Origin of the sequence: Pseudoalteromonas rubra, from assembly GCF_005886805.2 — a bacterium.
Taxonomy (GTDB): Bacteria; Pseudomonadota; Gammaproteobacteria; order Enterobacterales; family Alteromonadaceae; genus Pseudoalteromonas; species Pseudoalteromonas rubra_D.
This window is the reverse complement of record NZ_CP045429.1, coordinates 2,974,131-2,993,575: the sequence shown is the minus strand read 5'-3', so window position 1 is coordinate 2,993,575 and position 19,445 is coordinate 2,974,131. Positions and strand designations below refer to the sequence as shown.

17 protein-coding genes are annotated in these 19,445 nt (G+C 46.0%); 5 read left to right on the top strand and 12 right to left on the bottom strand.

Going from position 1 to position 19,445, the window contains the following annotated elements; all coding sequences use genetic code 11:
- Positions 1–6 precede the first annotated feature (6 nt).
- Positions 7–597, top strand: coding sequence for a CBS domain-containing protein (locus CWC22_RS12985; protein ID WP_138539523.1), 591 nt, complete (start codon positions 7–9; stop codon positions 595–597).
- Between the two features lies 1 nt (position 598).
- Here the strand turns inward: CWC22_RS12985 and CWC22_RS12980 are convergent, their stop codons facing one another.
- The 3 genes from CWC22_RS12980 to CWC22_RS12970 all read right to left on the bottom strand — a co-directional run bounded on the left by CWC22_RS12980 (position 599) and on the right by CWC22_RS12970 (position 2,950).
- Positions 599–1,510, bottom strand: coding sequence for a M14 family metallopeptidase (locus tag CWC22_RS12980; RefSeq protein ID WP_138539522.1), 912 nt, complete (start codon positions 1,508–1,510; stop codon positions 599–601).
- A gap of 62 nt (positions 1,511–1,572) precedes the next feature.
- The gene (locus tag CWC22_RS12975; RefSeq protein WP_125561898.1) at positions 1,573–1,983 is read right to left on the bottom strand and encodes a hypothetical protein; all 411 of its coding nucleotides are present in this window, start codon (positions 1,981–1,983) and stop codon (positions 1,573–1,575) included.
- A 106-nt stretch (positions 1,984–2,089) separates the two neighbouring features.
- A complete protein-coding gene (locus tag CWC22_RS12970) occupies positions 2,090–2,950 on the bottom strand; it encodes a hypothetical protein (protein ID WP_138539521.1) in 861 nt (286 codons plus the stop codon).
- Between the two features lie 227 nt (positions 2,951–3,177).
- On the opposite strand from CWC22_RS12970, the gene CWC22_RS12965 reads away from it, so the two are divergent.
- Entirely contained in the window at positions 3,178–3,570 is a 393-nt protein-coding gene (locus CWC22_RS12965) for a hypothetical protein (RefSeq protein WP_125561894.1), read from the top strand.
- 33 nt (positions 3,571–3,603) lie between these two features.
- On the opposite strand, the gene CWC22_RS12960 is transcribed toward CWC22_RS12965, so the two are convergent.
- The 5 genes from CWC22_RS12960 to CWC22_RS12940 all read right to left on the bottom strand — a co-directional run bounded on the left by CWC22_RS12960 (position 3,604) and on the right by CWC22_RS12940 (position 8,664).
- A complete protein-coding gene (locus tag CWC22_RS12960) occupies positions 3,604–4,542 on the bottom strand; it encodes a LysR family transcriptional regulator (protein ID WP_049865864.1) in 939 nt (312 codons plus the stop codon).
- Positions 4,543–4,554: 12 nt separating this feature from the next.
- Positions 4,555–6,279 carry a bifunctional isocitrate dehydrogenase kinase/phosphatase gene (gene aceK, locus CWC22_RS12955; protein ID WP_138539520.1) on the bottom strand — a complete coding sequence of 575 codons (1,725 nt, stop codon included), beginning with the start codon at positions 6,277–6,279 and terminating at the stop codon, positions 4,555–4,557.
- Between the two features lie 114 nt (positions 6,280–6,393).
- The gene (locus tag CWC22_RS12950; protein WP_138539519.1) at positions 6,394–6,867 is read right to left on the bottom strand and encodes a DUF4124 domain-containing protein; all 474 of its coding nucleotides are present in this window, start codon (positions 6,865–6,867) and stop codon (positions 6,394–6,396) included.
- Positions 6,868–6,950: 83 nt separating this feature from the next.
- Positions 6,951–8,447, bottom strand: a complete 1,497-nt coding sequence (locus CWC22_RS12945; protein WP_138539518.1) for a DUF3413 domain-containing protein — start codon at positions 8,445–8,447, stop codon at positions 6,951–6,953.
- A gap of 4 nt (positions 8,448–8,451) precedes the next feature.
- Positions 8,452–8,664, bottom strand: coding sequence for a DUF1414 domain-containing protein (locus CWC22_RS12940; protein WP_010382154.1), 213 nt, complete (start codon positions 8,662–8,664; stop codon positions 8,452–8,454).
- A 66-nt stretch (positions 8,665–8,730) separates the two neighbouring features.
- Here CWC22_RS12940 and yejK point away from each other — a divergent pair, with 66 nt between their 5' ends.
- On the top strand, positions 8,731–9,747 hold the full coding sequence (gene yejK, locus CWC22_RS12935; protein WP_138539517.1) for a nucleoid-associated protein YejK: 1,017 nt from the start codon (positions 8,731–8,733) through the stop codon (positions 9,745–9,747).
- Between the two features lie 63 nt (positions 9,748–9,810).
- Here yejK and CWC22_RS12930 read toward each other — a convergent pair whose 3' ends face one another.
- Genes CWC22_RS12930 through CWC22_RS12920 form a run of 3 tightly spaced genes read right to left on the bottom strand, consistent with a single transcriptional unit; the run spans position 9,811 to position 13,125 of the window.
- Entirely contained in the window at positions 9,811–10,806 is a 996-nt protein-coding gene (locus tag CWC22_RS12930) for an LPP20 family lipoprotein (RefSeq protein ID WP_138539516.1), read from the bottom strand.
- Positions 10,796–11,410 carry a penicillin-binding protein activator LpoB gene (locus CWC22_RS12925; protein ID WP_125561882.1) on the bottom strand — a complete coding sequence of 205 codons (615 nt, stop codon included), beginning with the start codon at positions 11,408–11,410 and terminating at the stop codon, positions 10,796–10,798. Before CWC22_RS12925 ends, CWC22_RS12930 begins: the two co-directional genes overlap by 11 nt.
- 5 nt (positions 11,411–11,415) lie before the next feature.
- Complete coding sequence (locus CWC22_RS12920) at positions 11,416–13,125, bottom strand: hypothetical protein (protein ID WP_138539515.1); 1,710 nt, start codon at positions 13,123–13,125, stop codon at positions 11,416–11,418.
- A gap of 202 nt (positions 13,126–13,327) precedes the next feature.
- Between CWC22_RS12920 and CWC22_RS12915 the strand changes: the two genes are divergently transcribed.
- On the top strand, positions 13,328–13,906 hold the full coding sequence (locus CWC22_RS12915) for an LPP20 family lipoprotein (protein ID WP_046005920.1): 579 nt from the start codon (positions 13,328–13,330) through the stop codon (positions 13,904–13,906).
- A gap of 48 nt (positions 13,907–13,954) precedes the next feature.
- Positions 13,955–15,268, top strand: coding sequence for a transglycosylase SLT domain-containing protein (locus CWC22_RS12910; RefSeq protein ID WP_138539514.1), 1,314 nt, complete (start codon positions 13,955–13,957; stop codon positions 15,266–15,268).
- Between the two features lie 624 nt (positions 15,269–15,892).
- Here the strand turns inward: CWC22_RS12910 and rne are convergent.
- On the bottom strand, positions 15,893–19,324 hold the full coding sequence (rne, locus tag CWC22_RS12905) for a ribonuclease E (RefSeq protein WP_195879825.1): 3,432 nt from the start codon (positions 19,322–19,324) through the stop codon (positions 15,893–15,895).
- Positions 19,325–19,445: the final 121 nt, after the last annotated feature.

The following is a 19,445-nucleotide window of genomic DNA, read 5'->3' as shown; positions in this document are numbered from 1 at the left end:
GGGGATATGAGTGAGTATAAATCGCTACAAACATTAAAGTTGGAAGGGGTCTATCAGTTTTGTGATTACTACGATGCGGAGCCATTGAGTTTATCCAGTCCTGCGGTTAAGGTGATCACAGATTTTGCCAGACGCCAGCCACAAATGATCTTAAAAGACGTGGACATAGATCATGCAGTTTATATGATGCTAAATGGTCATGTACGGTCAAAACTGGTGGTTGATCATGATGACACCTTTCTTGGCGTGGTGAACTCTAAGGACCTATCAGGTCGGCGGGTATTAACCATTGCACAGAAGCGCCAAGTTGCACGCAGTGACTTAACCGTTGAAGACGTTATGACTAAAAAGCAGGATTTGCATGCAATGCGTTTTTCGACGGTGGCAAGCGCCAAGATAGGTGATGTGTTACAGACACTCAGGGAACTTGGCCAGCAACACGTTCTGTTAATGGATGAAAAAGGGGGCTTGAGGGGCATGATATCGTCTTCTGATATTGCCCGAGCGCTGCATATGCCCGTGAATATATTCCAAAAAGCCCACTCCTTCAGAGACATATTTGAGATCATTCACGAACATGGGGAGCTGATGGCCTGAATTAGCTTTGGGCTAGCAGATAATTCATTGCGCCTTCAATCGCCGCAACCTGACCATCGATACAGTTTTGTGGCGTCGTATTTGGGCTATCCGGGTAGACCTCTGTGGTCGTGACATACGCTGCGTTTGTCATACCCATACACAGACCTAGATTGGTTGCATCGTAGTTGATAACACCGAATTGTTCAATTGGTACGCCAATTAGGGCATCATGCTCGTCCGCATCGGCAATGTGCGTCACCTTTTGTACGCTGTTGATTATTGCTTGTTGAAATGCCGCTTCTGGCTTTTGAGTGTGACCGACCAAATAAAAACCGTCTGGAATATTCCAGTTATGATTGACTTTACCGTCACGGGCTGCGAGGGCTGGGCGAAACTCACTGTTGTCCGTATCGGTTGTTTCGTGCAAGTCTATATGCATCAGAATGGAGGCCATATCCGACTTGATGTATTCCATCGCAAGACGTGACTCTTGAGCCGGACTGTCGGCATAAAATGAGCGATTTGGATCTACCGCCGCCGGGTTCCATCTGTTTATTGTCTCGTAACCCCACGGGCTAATACAAGGCAATATAAGTAGGTTGAACCTGCCTTCATAAGTTTTTGCATGTTTTTTCGCAAATGCTAGTGCACCTAAAATGCCACTGGTTTCATAGCCGTGTACACCACCTGTAACCAGCACCACAGGTAAATCTGGACGCCAGGTAGCAGACTTTAATGCGTACAATGGATAATGTGTTTCATAATTAAGCACACCATATTGTTCAACTTGATAGTCTGCCCTGAGTGCGCTGATTTGAGGCTCAATGTCTTCGAAATAATCACGCTTTTTTGCTTGCTGAGCGAGCCATTGTTGTTTTTCGCTTGCTTGCCAAGGCTTACCAGTTTGTCCGATAGAATACTGCTGTGTCATAACATGTCTCTTTTGTTTTGATATCTGCATGCTAATTAGATTGTGCGCCTTGGGCAAGTGGGTTACGCCAGGTAACCCAGGTTTTTCAAACGCTGTTGCTGCTCTTTACGTACTCTGAATGCCAGTAACTTAATAATCCCGTTGTTAGTCTTAACCTGAGTCATAGTCAGACCAATATAATTGACAAATTCAATGGACTGAATGTTTTCAGCCGGTACGTAACGTTGGCGACCAGTCAGGCTAAAAAACGACAAACCTTGGTTACACAGTGTCACGCGTTTGTGACCCGCCATGCTCAGTAAAAAGTTGATGGCGAATGCGATGCTAACCACACTGGCAATGGTGATTTGCATGGTTGCGAGAAAAGACAGATTGAGTTCGGTGAACAGCCCTGCCAATGCTAATAGCGCAATAACGAAAGCGCCAACTACACAATAAAAAGTCGTATTGATTTCCAGTTTTAGTTCATTCATTACTTGTTCCTAATTTGACGTATTCCCGAGAGGCAGGAAATTTAGGAGAAGAAAATGGAAGAAATATGAATACCCCAAATTAAAACTAACAATTGCGATTTTAGGGTTAAAGTGTATGCCAATCATCCACCAAAGGGTTGATGAAGCCGCAGTGTCGATAAGACTGATAGATGAAATTCTTTGCTTTTAATTTTGTCAGGCCGCGTTTTAGTGCGTTATACGCCTCTTCTCCTTGCGGGTGAAGTCTGGATACGACGAAATGTCGACTGTCCTGGAGTGCGACTTTAACTCCCTCTAGGGCTTCTATCCGATAACCCTGGCCTTCATAGTAAAATGGCCGGGTGTTATTGAAGGAAACCAACATAGCATCTACCCATCCATTGCTCACCAGTTTGGCCATAGTGATCCAGTCATCTTCATGATGTAATTGCTGAGGTGCAAGCGCTGTGAGCGTAACCCAATCAACCAACCATGCTTTACTACTCACGATACTTATTTGGCTGAGATCTGTGGAAATTTTTTCCCGTAATCGAGTTTTGTTAGAGGCTGACGTATAGATCCCCGCAAAGTATGCCCCTTTGTTAATGATAGGGGGAGAAATATACACCTTTTGAGCAATGGTGTTTGCCTGAGACAGCCAGATAGTGTCAAAGCTCATCAGCAGCAACCCTGATTCAAGCAGTTTTAAGTTTCTTGCATCATAGTTTCCAAGGGTGAAGCTAAAGGTATGCTGGAAGCCTCCTTCCAAAAGTGCGCGTTGTGCGATGAGAAACTCGACGACATCACGTTGGCACCTGGGGTGGTTGAATATCTCCTCCGTGAATTCAGAAATGGATTGATCGGCCAGTATTTCTTTAGCGTATTCATAAATGTCTTGTTCGATTGAAATCGAAATTCGGGCGTGTGTTGAAAAAGAAAGGCCTAAAATAAGTAGCAGTTTCAAGTATAAGCGGTTAAGGCAAGACATAATGACTTCCTGTGTGTATTAAGGCAAGTCTAGTTCAGTGCCCACTAATTGACTATTTTTTAAGTGACAACCTTGAGTTTGTAGAATATGTTTGAATGCTGTGGAGTGTGTTTGTCTAGAAGGCATACGCCTCCATAGATTCAGGCACACCAGCTGGAGGCAGGATACTGAGTCCAGCCTATGTGCATGGCTGTTGGTTGGCGTTATATCAAGTACAAGGAACTAAGATGAAATTTGAACAACTGTTGAACCACTTTGACATGGGTATCTGTGTGGAGCAATTGCAAAAAGAATCCTTGTTGGATATTGCTTTGTTATTTGTTTGCATTGATGAAAAAATAGAAACCGAAGAAATGGACATTGTCCGGGACTGGGCGAATACATTACATTGGAATTCGGCTATTACGTTGCAAGATTACATGGATGATGCGCTGGGCAAGTGCCTAATTGCGATTAAGCAGGAAGAAACAGAGTGCTTTATCCAGCATAGATTGAGTCATATTGTTGATAAACCCATGCGCGAACTTGCGGTGTCAATTGCGCACCGGATCAGTGAAGCGAATGGGGAAGTGTGTGACAGTGAGAAACGTGCTTTGGCCATGTTAGAAAGCGAGATATAGGGCATCCACCCTATATCTGAGCACCTGTAGATGTTATTTCAGGGCTTCCGCTACCTCAGCGATTTTTTGTCTAAGCCAGATATGACTGGCGTCGCGATGCAATAACGGACTCCAGATCATATCCAACTCGAAGGGGGGGATAGGAAACGGAGGTTCTAAAATAGCCAAATTCGGATCATCGCTATATATGTTTGCCGCTTTTGATGGCAAGGTTGCGATGAGATTTTGCTCTTTTGCCAGGTGAATTGCGACATGGTAATTACGTGTAAATGTGGCAATGTTCCTGTGCTTGCCAAAGTGAGCCAATGCTTCGTCAACCCAACCCAGCTTTTGCACATCAGCCGGGTCCATGCCTACCCCTACACCAAAGCCCGTTTTGCTAACCCAAATATGCCGAGCTTTTAAGTAGGCATCCAGATTAAAGTGCGTTCTGATAGGGTTGTCTGACTTAATCAGGCAGCAAAAACTGTCTTTCCAGATCCGCTTATGATGAAATGATTGAGGTAAGTTTTCAAAGCGGTTAATTGCCATATCGACTTTACCATTTTCCACGTCATGAAAGGTTACATCACTGGGCGTCAGGATATCGAGAGTCGTATCTGGGGCCTCCATATGCAACTTATTCAATAGCTTAGGTGCTAAAGTGCTGGCTGCATAATCGCTTGCCATAATGCGAAATACGCGTTTGCTCTGCCCAGGTTCAAACTCACGATTGGGTGCGAGAGTTTCTTCCAGCGTCATTAAAATACCGCGGATCACTGGCTGGAGCTCCAGTGCGCGCTCAGTCGGAACCATGCCCTCACTGGTGCGTACAAGGATTGGATCATTAAACAAGTTGCGAAGCCGCTTCAGGCCATTACTCATCGCAGGCTGGGTGATACTTAGCTGGTTTGCGGCACGAGTGACGTTGCACTCTCGCAGTAGCGTATCGAGATAGACCAGTAGATTCAGGTCAATTTTGCTTATGTTCACTGTGTTCCTTTGTTATTTTATATGTCGATAGAAGCGTTGTGAGGCCGGGTAAGGATAGACTTGCTTAACCACGTGAGCCTGTATATCCCGTTGCGCCTGTTGCCAGTATTCCACCTTCAATAAGGCTTCGTGCGACTGTTCAAACACCGCTCTGAGTTTAGGGTCTGTGAGTACAAATGTACATAACTGTTGTGGAAATACGTCGTTTGGTGCTGCCGAGGGCTCGGCCACACCACTATATAGGTCTTCCAAAGATGGGCTGGGCATGGGCCGGAAGTTCATGTCAGTAAGATATTGCACCTCATCATAATCGTAAAATATAACCCTATGGTGCTTGGTGACCCCAAAGTTCTTGAGCAGCATATCGCCCGGAAAAATATTTACGCTGAGCATCTCTTTGATAGCGTGGCCATAATCTTCGATGACTTTGTAAGCGGTTGGCTCATCGGCGGTTTGCAAAAAGAGATTCAGCGGTGTCATTCGGCGTTCAATGTACAGGTGCTTGATCACCAGATAATCCCCTTCGTCTCGCACACTGTTACTGATTGTGGCTTTGAGCGTATCCAGAAGTGATGGAGAGAACTTTCGCTTGGGAATAACGACTTCAGAATACTCGATGGTGTCAGCCATACGGCCAACACGGTCGTGGCTTTTCACCAGTTGATAGCGCGCCAGCACCGTATCTCTGCCAAACGGTTTACTTTCGGCAAAAACATCTTTAATCACTTTAAAGACAAAAGGAAAATTAGGTAACGTAAACACCATCATAACCATACCCGGTGTACCTGGCGCTATGGTGAACACGTCTTCGCTGTGTTGTAAGTGAAACAGAAAATCACGGTAGAATTCAGTTTTCCCTTGTTTATGAAATCCGATGGCGTTGTAAAGCTCTGCTGTTGTTTTATTCGGCATCAGCTGTTGTAAAAAGCCCACCATAGCTGAAGGGGCATGAGTTTCTACCAGGAAATACGCTCGGGCAAACCCAAAAATAATCCGCATTTGCGCACTTTTAGTTAACAGCGCATCGATGTACAGGCCGCCCTGAGGGTGATGTAAAAGGGCGATAATAAAAGGTTGGACACCCGATTTGGATACCACCCGGCCTACGATATAAGCGCCTTTATTACGATAAAAGGGGGCTGTGAGAATATCAAAGCGCAGTCCATGATGGCTATGGTGAGTGCTTGGTGCTTGTTTGATAAACGCTTTGACCAGCATTCTGATATCCTGTTCCAGATCGCGAAAACCGCACTGCAAGTCCATGTGTGAAATCATATTGCGAATAGTGGGCTTTAACCCAGAGATGACCGGGAAATAGCTGCGAAATTCCGCTTCTATCGGCAAGGTGGTTGGCTTTGTTAACGTTGTTTCCACAAAAATAAAGTCATTTTTGTAGTAGCGCCGATGAAACAGGCGACAGAAAACAGAGTTAAAAAAAGTCTCTGCCAGCTCTGCCTGGGGATGAAAAGAAAGGAGTTCAGCGTAATGTTGTTTGACCTGGTGCCATAACGCTTCATCAGGCGTATCCTGTGATGTTTGACGCTTCAGAGCTGTGACGGTGTCATTAACACGAACGTCATACAGAGTTATCCGTTGCTTGCTTATTTGCTCGATTTCTCCCCATCTTTGCTGTGCAAATGCTTGGGGAGCGCGCGCCGTTATTTGTTGAAATAACGCGTAGTGAGCGTGAAAACCGGAAAGAATTTGCTCTGTAATTATTTGAACCTGGTAACTCATCGGACCTCCTAATCTGCGAGTTACTTTAGCGCACAAGTGCCAGTCTCTCAAGTTTGTATTTAGGTCATCCGTTATGCGCCACGCTCTAGAGCGCTTGTCTTGAAATAAGGGCGTTTATTCAAGTCGTTTAAGGCGTTTTTCCAAGCTCGCTATCTCTTTGTTCAGCAGCTTAACTTCCTTGAGGTAAGCTGTATTGATCGATTTGATGTTGCGCTTTACATCTTTAAGTGTTTTTGCTCTCTCATTTTTTTCCATCATACGCGAAATGCGCCGCTGCTCATCTCGGGTGGCTTCGTCTCGTTTTCTACCTAAGATTGCTGCCTGATGTTTTTTGGCTCTAAGTGTCTTTTTTAACCGCAGGACCAGCTGCTGCCGCTCAATATTGTTCAAGGTTTTGGTATGCTGGCCAGTGGGGGCTGGTGCTTGTGGATCTGAGTGGCTTAAAGTATGTTGTTCAGCATTGGCTGCGCACGGATGCTGGCTGTAAACAACCGCCTTATCGGTGACACATTTGTAGTAACTGAAGGTTGTTTTTGCCTGGCTTAGCATAGGCAATAACAGCCAAAACATGATGATCAATATCTTCATAGCGTGTGCTTCCCTGAAATCTATATTTACATTTCAAGATAGTAAAATTGTTCGATATCGCAAGTGTTGTGGCAGACGCCATGTTACTTTACAGCAGGCGTCTGATTGAACTGTTTGAGTCGCTTAATACTCTGAATTAGAAAGGGGACATCCAGTTTTTGATCTAGAGTAAAGCCTTCTTTTGCAGAAATCTGTTTATAGCTCCCGTCCTGTGCTATCAGTGTAATACGGTCTTTCTTGTAAGCAACTAACACACCACGAGAATAGTTTACCCCTTCATTGAGTGTGTCCGTGGCAACATTATTGCCCAGCATACTTGCTGTTGCGAGTGTACTGCACTGGAAATGCTCTGACGCAATGGTTGTCATGACATCGCTGACCTGAATTAGCCCGGTATGTCCTGAAAACGCTGGGATATTGGTATAAAAGCGGGTTGTGGTCACTATATCTGAGCTGTTTGGCTCGACTATGAGGATAGTCGGTGGTGTTTGCTCTGTAATAAGTGGGCTTTGGTCACTATATGACACCCGTACATCCGCATTTTCGACAGTGTTAATGTAATCGAATTTGGGCAGTCCAGAGACCGACAAAGACAGGCGGTTTGACCAAACTGGCGGAGCTTTACTTTCCATTAAAGACTGTTTGTAGTAAGCAGGAAGACCATACAGCAGATTAAACCTGAAATCCTCACTCAACGTTGGGGCCAGCAGCTGCTCTGAACCATGCCAGCCAAGTTGTATTAGCTGACTTTCAGTTTGCTCCGACAGTGTTTTTACTATGCTCAGGTTGACTGGAGCATCCTGAGCCGGACACGATGTCAGTGACGCTGGTGGATGATAGTTTACTTCGTTGGGCCCGACATTCAGCGATCTTGCCTGGTTATATTCTTGCATATCGAGTAGCTCGTGTCTGGCAAGGAGTGTTTTGGCTGTGGTTGGATAAGATAATGGCAGTACGTTATCCTGCATTGTGATGTCGAAGTAGCTATTTGCATCTGCCCAGATATGCATAATGTGACTGCTTGCAAAGCAAGTGACCAATATCGTGCTGGCGACTTTAGGAAAGGAGTAACTCTTTAACCGCTCAAGGTGACGCCATGCATGATTGCCGACAATCAGTTCAAACCCTAAAATAGCAGCAATCATTGCAAGCACAATCAGGCTATTGACGGCAGGGGAGCTACTGATAGTCTTCCAAAACAAGGAAAGAATTTCAGGCAGTGCCTGAAGGTTCAAGTGGTAGCCAAGCTGGAAATAGACAAATGCATCAACACCCAGTACCGTGATACCTAAGGTTGCAATACAGGCGGCCATTCCTCGAATGTGCCTTGGATAGGGGAATATCAGACTGAGTGGGAATATACTCAGTACAAATACACAAAAGGTAATAAAACTGGTGTGGCTGAGCCAGGTCACCAGCATATATAGCCAGCCAAGTACCGTTGTCGGTGCTTTGTCAGCGGCCAGATAGCTTAAAGTAATGGCTAATACTAAGCCGATGTTGGCAAAGGTAAACCAATGCCCCCAGCTCAAGAGCTGACTGGCCTTTGACGAAAAAGGGCTGTGCGAAGAAAGGTTCATTCAGTTACTTTACCGACTGGGTCAACGCCTTGGCAAAATTTTCAGCAACCGCTTGTCTTTTCTGTTCCGGTACATGCTCTTTGATGATGTGCGTGATAGAATTTCCCAAACACATTAAGCTTAAATCAACGGTTGCCTGATTCTCTGTCAGTACGTTTAACAGTTGGTCGACAATTTGTTCTACTTGTTCGTTGGAATATTTAGACTGGATAGGCATCGGTTGGTTCAAATAAAAAGAGTTATAATTCTTTCTATTCTAACACCAGAGGCGTTAAAAACAAAGATGAGCATTGAGGTGAACAAGCTTGTTGTACACTATGTCGACAAGCAAGACGAAGAAACACAAATTCATTTGCGTGATGATGAGATGCAGGTTAACGACCGGGTAGCAGTTTTCATAGAGCAGCTCCACCATGCTTATAATGGCAAACCTGGAAAAGGCTTTTGTGCCTTCGATCCTGACAAAGATAGTCGCGTCGCGTCGGCAATGCAAAGCTACCGCAATAATGAGCTGGCATTTTGGCATCTAACGCAGCAGGCAACAGAAGTTCTGAAAGAAGAGTTGAACAAATATGCGTTCAACGAGACTGGTTATCTGGTGTTCTGTCATTATCAGTACGTTGCCAGCGATTACTTGCTGATAGCCATGATTAATATTAAAGAACACTATTCCATTACGTCTGATCTGGACCTGGCTGCGTCGAGGCACTTGGATATCTCACGTATGCAGCTTGCAGCGCGCATCGACTTAACTGCGTGGGATACGCAGGCAGATGAAAATAGATATATTTCTTTCATTAAAGGCCGAGCTGGCAGAAAAGTAGCCGACTTCTTTCTTGATTTTCTGGGCTGTGCTGAAGGTATCGACCCTAAGCAGCAGTCGCAAACTATGTTACATGCCGTGGAAGACTATCTGGCCGAGCAGCAGTTTGGTAAAGATGAGAAAGATGCAATTCGCAAAGAAGTCTTTGATTATTGTAATGACTGTATTAATAGTGGCGAAGATGCAGATGTCGAGTCTTTGTCTGATACCGTATCTAAATCATCCGATGTGCAGTTTGAAGACTTTTATAAGCAACAAGGTTATGAACTGGAAGAGTCATTCCCGCTCGATAAAAAAACCGTCACGACTATGGTCAAATTTTCAGGTCTGGGTGGCGGTGTGAGTGTTGGGTTTGAGCGCAAGCATCTGGGAGAGCGTGTGCTGTATGATCCGCAAAGCGATACTTTGACGATTAAAGGCGTGCCGCCAAACCTCAAAGATCAGCTAGAAAAGTTCTACCAGGAAGAAAGTGAGTAAATAAAAAGGGGCTAACATGTGTTAGCCCCTTTTTATGTCAGTTAAATATGTGCTTTGGTACGTCTAAGACTTGCCTGTAACAACAAACTGCGCCAGCTGGGTGCCCAACTTGTTAGCTAATTTGGTCATTGCATTACTCTTAGCAGTGTCCTTGTAGCTCGACGCTGCCTTCACTTTGGTATTAAAGTGCGCCTGTTCTTCGCCATTTTCCATCACCACCAGGTAGCTTTCTGCCACACTGTAAAAGGTACCGGCTTTGTTCATATCCTGCCAGTCAACGGTGAACTTAAGGGCAAAATCGGCCTCACCTGTGGTGACCTTGATCCCCTGAGAGCTGAGCGCTTTTGCCAGGATGTCTCGAACCTTACGGTGTGCCTGGTGATCGCTTTCAATACTAAAGCTGATACTGTTGATAAGCGCATCGGCCTGTTGCTGTTTGTCACGAACAGATGCAGGCAAGGGCAGAGGTGCAGCCTGAAGCTGGGTAAGGTATTGGTTTTGCTTATTTCGTTTTACCAATAGCTCTTTGAGTGCAACGGCTTGTTTCAGTTGTTGTGATTTACTGCCGTTGGCAGCCACTGTGAAGGCTGCAATATCTTCATCCAGAGCCCGTATGGTTAGCTCTGTTTGCATTGCGGCTTCGGTGCGGTTAAAAGCGGCCAGTGCAAAGGCTGTTTGCTGATCTGCACTAACGTATTCATCTTCAATTTTTACACCTTGCAAATGAATATCAGGTACCTGAGAGTTAATTAGCTCATCGACATGAAATTGCATCGACTTTTCGCTGGCCGATTGCTCTATTCTGGTACTGGCTGAAATGGTGACATTCAATTGCTTAGCCAGTGCCAGTCGCGCTGATTCCTGTGCTGCCAGTTTTGCCTGTTGCAAGTCGCCGGTGTTTTGCGCGCTGCCAACACCATAAACCATATAGCTTGAACTCGGCATGTTGGAGATCCATACCGGTTTGTTGTCAACAGGCGCCTGATTGGCGTTGTTTGCACCACAGCCGCTGAGTACAGCGACACTCAGCAGCGTTGCGATCAAGGGGTTAGAAGCCAAAGCGCGAGCGCTCCTGCAGTTTTTGAATTTTCTTCTGTCCATTCCATACCTCACGGTTTGTGGTCATATCGATCAATCTCAGGTCAACCTGATAGAAAGTCACGCGATCACCGCCTTGCTGATCAACGAAAGAGTTGATGGTGCCTGACAGCGCATAATCTGCGCCTTGTTCCTGGCCCATTTCATTCTGTGTACTCAGGCTGGCATTTAGCTCCTGGTCTTTTCTTTCGTCTCGGATCTCCTGACGAACATCTTTGTTCGCAACAAAGTCCGCCTGACCACTGCGTAATATTGAACGCTTTAGGTCATTCAGGAAGGTATCAACAGCGATATGCTGATGTGATTTGTTGCGTACTGACTGGATTATAATAGCAGGACGCGTGCCCTCTTTTTGTAAGTGATCGTTAACCCATGGAAAGCTCAACATATCGTTGATCATGGCCTCTGCAACCAGTTGCGAGTCCTTGCCGTTCCACTTGTCAGAAAGGGCAACCTCTTGATTTGCATCTACTCTTTGTACTTTTGTCGAGGAGCAGCCAGTGATGGCTAAGCTGCATGCAACAACCAAAGGAGTTAGCTTTAAAAGTGTGGTTTTACAGTTCATAACAATTATTCCATTGTAAACAGAGTGGATGGTGCTGTGGATTTGGCACTGTCAATGAAAGTGCGAGTATGCCACAGCGTCATATTTTCGTTTATTTCTAATGTGTCAGATTGCTCTATGACTCTGCCTGAGCGCAGTTTAGTCTTGAGCGTAATATTGACTGTGCCTTGATTGACAGGCACTTGTGCGAGTTTTATATGAGACGGAAGCGACTGCCATTGACGCAGGTCTGCACTAGCGGTGACCGCGTTGACAACACTGGTTGCTAACTTGGCGAAGCCATCAAATGCCTGAAGACCGGTGCTTTGAATTGCTTTGTGCGCTGTCATCGCTTTTACAACTTCTCGAGTAAGTGCGATCTGCATTTCTCGATTGGCATTTTTAAGTGCGCTTTGTAAAGTCAGCAGGCTGACAGAGTGATAGTTATCCAGCTCCGAGACTTTTTGGCCATCAAGCCACAGTTCCGTTTTTTCTATTTTATGTTCGAACGGCTCCAGATAAGTCACCGCTATGCGACTACCGTGTTCAAGCGCATCAATCAGTCCGGCAGCCTTGGCACTTTGCCACAGTGAATCGCCCAATGGTAAACGCTTAGTTAATGCACCCATTGCTACATCCCCCAGATCACCGGTGGCATAATTCTGCATCATGTCGAATAGGCTGGTATCGGCATATAGCATCTGGAACCACCACATTTGTGCTTTTCGCTCCGAAGACGTGCCCCAGAGAATAGGGGTCACAACGAGCGCTTTGGCATCATGATCGGCTTTCAGTAATAAATTAAATTCTTTGCGTTGTGGACCAATCCCAGCATTTTGAACGACGGTAAGAAGAGGGCTTGATTGTTTCGTTTCGCGAATGCTATTACCCCATTTTTTTTCAAGCGCGCGAAGTTCATTGCCATATCCACCCGCTTTACGCATGACTCGAGCCAAATCAGCATAAGCTTGCTTTGTTACGGTGCTGTCTAAATCGTATTGTTTAGCAAAGCCTTGTTCAAATGCGGATGCGGCTCTTTGATACTGGATACGGGCTGCATCTAGTTCATTGCTGCTTTCATACAGAATGCCACTGATATAGTGGGCAAATGCATCATCTTTGTAGTCGACGTTTTTCAACAGGTCATTAGGAGCCAGCAGCGGTTGTAAAATACGCATAACGCGGTCGGTGAGTCCGTCACCAGTTGGTTTACCATCATAGCCACCTGTTTCGTCGGTGAGTGTCGACAAGTAGGTATCGAGCTGGCGCATTTCAACCAGGGCAGCATCCAAGTAGTACTGTCTTTGAGCAGGGTTTTGGTTTGCAAGCGCGTTATAGTTGAGTGCTTTGAACACATTAATCAGGGGTCGATGAAACTCTTTACCTGAGAACGTGGTGTAAGTTGGGCCACTGAGCAACGCCAGCGCTTGCTCTGAAACACTAATAGTATATTGTTCTTCAATAATGGCTTTTGCCTGGTCAAGGTTATCATTGCTCAGCTTGTACTTTTGCTCGAGGTGATACAATGTGCCTAGTTCAAGATATCGCAGTAATTTGTTTTTACCTGACGCTGAGTAGGTTGTTTCTATCGCCGATTTGGCTTGCTCAAACTGACCTTGTTGAGCAAGTAAAATTGCATTTTTGTTGGCGGGTGTTGTATTGCATCCAGTCAGAACCACAATCAGGGCCACTGTTAACCAAGCTCGATAATGCAAAGTGTTGAATAGAGATAGCATTACGCTTCCTTTGCTTGTAATAAAGTTTACGGTGACTATACCAAAGAAGTTGGATATATTTGCACTAACTTAAAGATTATTTTGCTTTTTTTGAAGCTGAATATTGTAAGAAATCGTTCTTACAATTTATTACTGTAAAGCAATCAGGCTTTTGTTAAATTTAAATCATCGCTTAGCAATCAATAGCTCGAAGGACAATATCATGAAGATCAAACCGCTTATTACTACTATGCTCGTAGCAGGGATGTTAACAGCCTGTAGCTCGACTGGAGAGAAAACTGCCTCTGAGTCGAAGATTAATATACCAGATTGGGTATTAAACCCAGCTGTTGAAAATGGCATCGCTGCTGCGGATTGTGTGAAGTTTTCTGGTAACATCTCAATTGACCAGAAAATGGCTGTCGCTAATGCAAGGTTAGCGCTGGCACAGCAAATTGAAACGCGCATCGAAGGGTTGGATAAGACTTTTTCAAACCGTACTGATGCGAATGAAGAAACAACGGTTGGTGCGACGTTTAGCTCGGTATCAAAGCAGCTAACAAAGCAAACGCTTAATGGCTCTCGCGTAATTAAAGCTGATGTCGTTGAGATTGGTGGTAAAGACTATTTCTGCGCCCTGACCACATTATCACCGGCATTAACAAAGTCCTTGTTCAAAGACTTGGTAAAAGAAAGTAAAAAGCAAATTAACCCTCAAGATGAGCAATTCTTGTATCAGGAATTCAAAGCATTTAAGGCTGAAAAAGATCTGGAAAAAGAAATCGCCAGATTAACCAATTAATTGTATGCGCACCTAAAAAGGTGCGCTTTTCATTGATAGGAGTGGGCTGTGAAAACCATACTTGCATTGACGATTGCATCTCAGTTTGCCGCCGCCGCAGCGGTTGCCAGTACGTCCGGTTTGTTTAGTGAACTGGAAGCGGCAATGCAAACCTATGACAGCAGCGCCCAGGAGCAAACGGAATTTGAGCGCTACAAGGCGCAACATTTACAAGAATTTAATGACTATGTTGAGGCGCATTTTGAAGAATTTGATGCGTTTCGAGATCAACTGATCCAACAATGGGGTGAGGCGAAGGTGTCTGACCAAAGCCAGTTTGTTGGCTACTCAGACGATAACCGGGAACGCCTGGAAGTCGACTTCCAGAATAACGAGTTAGTCCTCAGTGTGCGGCACCACGCAGGAACACACGTCTCTGATCAACAGATTTCACAGGCTATCGAAAGGTTTAGACAGTCTGAACGAGCGTTGTTTCAGTCTTTTCTGAGTGGTGAATCATTAGCAGATGGTGTCAGTGAACGAGAGCAAGTTGCGATAGATAATGGACTTCGTGTCAAATCCATTATTGCCGCAAAAGCTCAGATCAAGCAACAAACAAAGGAACAGAAAAAACTAGCAGAGCAGCAAGCCGATGAAGCGCTGGCGTTGCAGTCTGAACCGCAATTAGTTGAAGCTGCAAATAAGCAGTTAGAAACAAAGAAAGCGGAGTTGGATGAGCTGGCAACCAAGCGCATCAAAAATCTGACTAAATCTGTCAGACAAATTTCTAAAACCGAACCGCAGCAGATCACTCAGGTACGGATCAAAATGCCGAAAGATGGTCTGGCACATAAGCGTGCCTCTGAGTATCAAGGTCAAATTGCAAAGCAAAGCGAACGCTTCGAGATTGATACCAGTCTGGTGTTGGCGGTAATGCATACAGAAAGTCACTTTAACCCGCTTGCCAAATCACACATTCCTGCATTTGGTTTAATGCAGATCGTGCCAACTAGTGCAGGCGTTGATGTAAATCGATTCCTCTATGAGCTGGATGAGCCAATGAGCCCGCCATACCTGTATGTAGTTGATAACAATATTGAGGCAGGCACGGCGTATTTACACCTTCTCAACGATCGATATCTCAGCGCGATAAAGGATCCACTAAGTCGTAAGTACTGTATGATAGCGGCGTATAATACGGGCGCCGGTAATGTCGCCAGTGTGTTTAATGCTGACGGTTCTCGAAATATTAAGCGCGCTGCGCGAGTGATTAACTCATTGTCACCTGAGCGTGTCCTAGAAGCACTGCAGCAAGGCCTGCCTTACAATGAGACACGTAGATATCTGAAAAAAGTACTGGCGACTGAAAAGTTGTATATCTAATCACGATACTGGTTTGCCAGTGCGAATGGCGCTGGTATGACCACTCTGCTTTTCTTCTACATATAGGCCATTTCTTGCTCCTTGTGCTTTTCCTATGCGGTCCTGTAGGTATCGAATTCAAGGGGATTCGTCTGGACAATTTCCTGAACTAACCTTTATTTTTGTATCTCTTCAAACGCTTTTTATTTTGTTTATCCTGAAACGGGCTCAGGCTGAGAGGAGCGGCCGTTTTATTTCTACGCTGCTTTCACAGTGGAATTGGTCACAGAGGGGCTTGGTCAAGAGCTTACTTTGCGTAGAGCCTCACAATTGTCGCACTGAAACCATTATCCTTTCAAGTAGGTATCATGCTTAGTGTCTAATCAAATCCGGGCTTAAAGTTGCCATTTAAATATGATGGATGTCTCACAATGAGAGCCTGTATAACTTTTTGCCTCCAAAGCAGACCGGGGCCTCAGCGATAGCAGGACGAGAGTGGTGTTATTGAGTCTATTTTCTCACCCCAAAATAGAACATTTAATTAAGCAAATTGGGATTAGTTATTCTGGCTTGCTTGGAACGTAAGAACAAGGAGGGTCAAAAAGGGCCGCATATGCGGCCCTTTTAAAAGGTTTAATTCAAAACCTATTCGTAGCTGGCTGGTGACGCCATGGCCGAGCTTGCTCTTGCTGTCGGAGACTTAGAGCCAGAGCCCTGACCACTGTCGCTCACTTTCTCGCGCATGGAGTCTGGCATTGCCAGGACGGTAATGGCGATATCAGTGCTTTCATCAGCAGCGGCTTTTGTCATTGGTGCTTCAGCAACATGCTGATAACGCACACGGACCGATACCGCTGATTCAGTGGCCTTCACTAGTGGAGTGGTTTCCACAGCTGCCTCTGCAACTTGTTTAGCAGCAGGCGCTTCAGCCACTTGCTCAGCGGCAGGCGCTTCAGCCACTTGCTCAGCGGCAGGCGCTTCAACAACTTGCTCAGCGGCAGGTGCTTCAACGACTTGCTCAGCGGCAGGTGCTTCAACGACTTGCTCAGCGGCAGGTGCTTCAACGACTTGCTCAGCGGCAGGTGCTTCAACGACCTGTTCAGCGGCAGGTGTTTCAACGACTTGCTCAGCGGCAGGTGTTTCAACGACTTGCTCAGCGGCAGGTGTTTCTTCTACTTGCTCAGCGGCAGGTGTTTCAACGACTTGCTCAGCGGCAGGTGTTTCTTCTACTTGCTCAGCGGCAGGTGTTTCTTCTACTTGCTCTGTAGCAGGCGCTTCAACGGCTTGCTCAGCGGCAGGCGCTTCAACAACTTGCTCAGCAGCAGGCGCTTCAACAACTTGCTCAGCAGCAGGCGCTTCAACGACTAGCCCAGCAGCAGGTGTTTCAACAACTTGCTCGGCGGCAGGCGCTTCTACAACTTGCTCGGCGGCAGGCGCTTCTACAACTTGCTCAGCGACAGGCGCTTCTACAACTTGTTCAGCAGCAGGTGCTTCTACGGCTTGCTTAGCAGCAGGTGCTTCCTCTGCTTGCTCAGCTGTGGCATTGAGCTCAGCTTCAAACTCCGCAGCAGCCTGATCCGCGACTGGTACAAATGCAGGTGTTGCATCTTTATTCTCAGTACGTTTGCGTTTCTGGCCAGCTGCTCTCAGATGACGTGGAGAGCGACGAGAGCGAGTGCGCGGCTGTTCGCGTTGCTCTTTGTCTTCTTCCGCTGTTTCTTCACCTTTTTGGCTGTCCTGAGCTTGATTCTGAGTAAGCTTGACCTCTTCATCCGCAGGGGCATCAGACGCAGGTACTTGAGCTTCCACAGCTTGTTGGGTCACTTCTTTTGTGACTGTTTCCACTTTTTGCTCTGTAGCAGGCTGTTGCACTTGCTTTTGCGTTGAATCGCTTACAGTTTCAGCTTCAACTTCAACTACTTCATTAGCAGTTTGAGTCGTTTTTGGCTCTCCCTCAATGCGCACCTTTTTCTTCAGGTTACGACGTTGGCGGCGAGGTTTGTTCGCTTTTTCTTGCGTTGCTTGTTCAGCATTATCCTGCTTCTGTTCAGAACTTTGCTCTGTATTTTGCTTCGCTTTATCAGAATCATTACGACGACGTTGGTTTTGACGACGGCGCTTGTTACGACCTTCGCTGCGTTCCTGATTGTCGTTTTGATCTTCTTTACGTGCTTTATTATCGCTGTTGTCTTGCTCAGCCTTACGGTTGTCATTGCGTTCATCGTTACGGCCATCATTACGACCATCGTTACGGCGGTCATTGCGATTGCGATTTTTACGACGCTGCTGATTGCGACGGCGGTTATCCTGACGTTGGCGAGGCTGTTGCTTAGGCTGCTCTTCCTCTTTTTGCTCTTCCTCAGTACCAAACAGACCTTTCAGCCATTTGCCAATGCGGCTTAGCAGGCCCGCTTCCTCTTCCACTTTCTTCTGTGCCTGAGGTTGTTTTGTCTCTTGCGCTGGTTGTGGTGCTGGAGCTGGCGCTGTTGGCATGGCTACGCCTTTCAGAACCGGTTCTTCTTTAACCACTGGTGTGGCAATTGGTGCGGCTACAACTTCAACTTCAGGTGTAACAACCTGATCATAGCTGACGCTTTCCGGCACATCATCTTTGCGCAGACGCACAACGTCATAGTGAGGCGTTTCCATGTGCTGGTTAGGAATGATCACTACATCACAGTTGTGGCGTTTTTCGATGCGCTGAACAGCCCGGCGCTTTTCGTTAAGCAGGTAAGAGCCCACTTTTACCGGTACTTGTGCATTAACCTGAGCGGTGTTCTCTTTGATGGCCTCTTCTTCGATCAAACGTAAGATGGACAAAGCAATCGATTCGTTTGAACGTATGGTGCCCTGACCATCACAGCGTGGACACGTATGCTGGCTGGCTTCACCTAATGACGGGCGCAGACGCTGACGAGACATTTCCAGCAAGCCGAAACGTGAAATCTTGCCGATTTGAACTCGAGCACGATCTGCGCGTACGGCGTCTTTCAGACGATTTTCCACTTCACGTTGGTGACGAGGAGGTGTCATATCAATGAAATCGATGACTATCAGGCCACCCAGGTCACGTAAACGTAATTGGCGGGCAATTTCGTCTGCGGCTTCTAAGTTGGTATTTAATGCTGTTTCTTCGATATCACCGCCTTTGGTTGCTTTTGACGAGTTGATATCGATAGAGGTCAGTGCTTCCGTTGGGTCGATAACGATAGAACCACCTGAAGGAAGACGTACCTCACGCTGGAAAGCAGATTCTATCTGACTTTCGATTTGATAGTGTGTGAATAACGGAACATCATTTTGATACAGCTTAACGCGGTTAATGAAGTCAGGTCTGAAACGCTCAATATGGGCTTTCGCTTCTTCAAATACACGTGCTTTATCAATCAGTATTTCACCGATATCGCGACGTAAGTAATCTCGGATAGCACGGAAAATAACGTTACTTTCCTGATGAATTAAGAATGGTGCCTTACCGCCGTCTGCTGCATTTTGGATAGCTTCCCAATGCACAAGCAGCGCTTTAAGGTCATACTCTAATTCTTCAAAAGACTTACCAACACCTGCTGTACGGACGATTAGACCCATACCTTTTGGTAGATTCAGGCGGCTCAGCGCTTCTTTCAGCTCGATGCGCTCATCACCCTCGATGCGGCGAGAAATACCGCCAGCACGTGGGTTGTTTGGCATCAATACTAAGTAGCTACCAGCGACACTGATGAAAGTCGTTAGCGCTGCTCCTTTCTGGCCTCGTTCCTCTTTATCGACCTGAACAATGACTTCCTGGCCTTCTTTGATCACATCTTTGATGTTTGGACGACCATTGAAGGTGTAGCCTGATGGGAAGTATGTTTTGGCAATTTCTTTAAGAGGGAGGAAACCGTGGCGCTCAGCACCATAATCGACAAAAGCGGCTTCTAGGGAAGGTTCTATACGAGTGATTTTACCTTTGTAAATGTTGGCTTTTTTTTGTTCATGACCAGGGCTTTCGATATCAAGATCGTACAGACGCTGGCCGTCAACCAGTGCAACGCGCATTTCTTCTTGCTGCGTCGCATTGATCAGCATACGTTTCATATTTTTACTCTACTTAATTTTTTACACTTTGCCTGTGCACCTTAGTTCAGGTGTTTAGTGTTCCTATTTTTATAATGCAGTCTCACGACTGGGAGACGGGAACAATCATTTACTTCCGCAT

What these genes read in the sequence shown, in the direction of transcription:
- CWC22_RS12970 (WP_138539521.1), bottom strand. Translation starts at nt 2,950, where the DNA reads ATGTCTTGCCTTAACCGCTTATACTTGAAACTGCTACTTATTTTAGGC.
- CWC22_RS12965 (WP_125561894.1), top strand. Translation starts at nt 3,178, where the DNA reads ATGAAATTTGAACAACTGTTGAACCACTTTGACATGGGTATCTGTGTG.
- CWC22_RS12945 (WP_138539518.1), bottom strand. Translation starts at nt 8,447, where the DNA reads ATGAACCTTTCTTCGCACAGCCCTTTTTCGTCAAAGGCCAGTCAGCTC.
- CWC22_RS12980 (WP_138539522.1), bottom strand. Translation starts at nt 1,510, where the DNA reads ATGACACAGCAGTATTCTATCGGACAAACTGGTAAGCCTTGGCAAGCA.
- CWC22_RS12950 (WP_138539519.1), bottom strand. Translation starts at nt 6,867, where the DNA reads ATGAAGATATTGATCATCATGTTTTGGCTGTTATTGCCTATGCTAAGC.
- CWC22_RS12985 (WP_138539523.1), top strand. Translation starts at nt 7, where the DNA reads ATGAGTGAGTATAAATCGCTACAAACATTAAAGTTGGAAGGGGTCTAT.
- CWC22_RS12920 (WP_138539515.1), bottom strand. Translation starts at nt 13,125, where the DNA reads ATGCTATCTCTATTCAACACTTTGCATTATCGAGCTTGGTTAACAGTG.
- rne (WP_195879825.1), bottom strand. Translation starts at nt 19,324, where the DNA reads ATGAAACGTATGCTGATCAATGCGACGCAGCAAGAAGAAATGCGCGTT.
- yejK (WP_138539517.1), top strand. Translation starts at nt 8,731, where the DNA reads ATGAGCATTGAGGTGAACAAGCTTGTTGTACACTATGTCGACAAGCAA.
- CWC22_RS12940 (WP_010382154.1), bottom strand. Translation starts at nt 8,664, where the DNA reads ATGCCTATCCAGTCTAAATATTCCAACGAACAAGTAGAACAAATTGTC.
- CWC22_RS12975 (WP_125561898.1), bottom strand. Translation starts at nt 1,983, where the DNA reads ATGAATGAACTAAAACTGGAAATCAATACGACTTTTTATTGTGTAGTT.
- aceK (WP_138539520.1), bottom strand. Translation starts at nt 6,279, where the DNA reads ATGAGTTACCAGGTTCAAATAATTACAGAGCAAATTCTTTCCGGTTTT.
- CWC22_RS12925 (WP_125561882.1), bottom strand. Translation starts at nt 11,410, where the DNA reads ATGAACTGTAAAACCACACTTTTAAAGCTAACTCCTTTGGTTGTTGCA.
- CWC22_RS12915 (WP_046005920.1), top strand. Translation starts at nt 13,328, where the DNA reads ATGAAGATCAAACCGCTTATTACTACTATGCTCGTAGCAGGGATGTTA.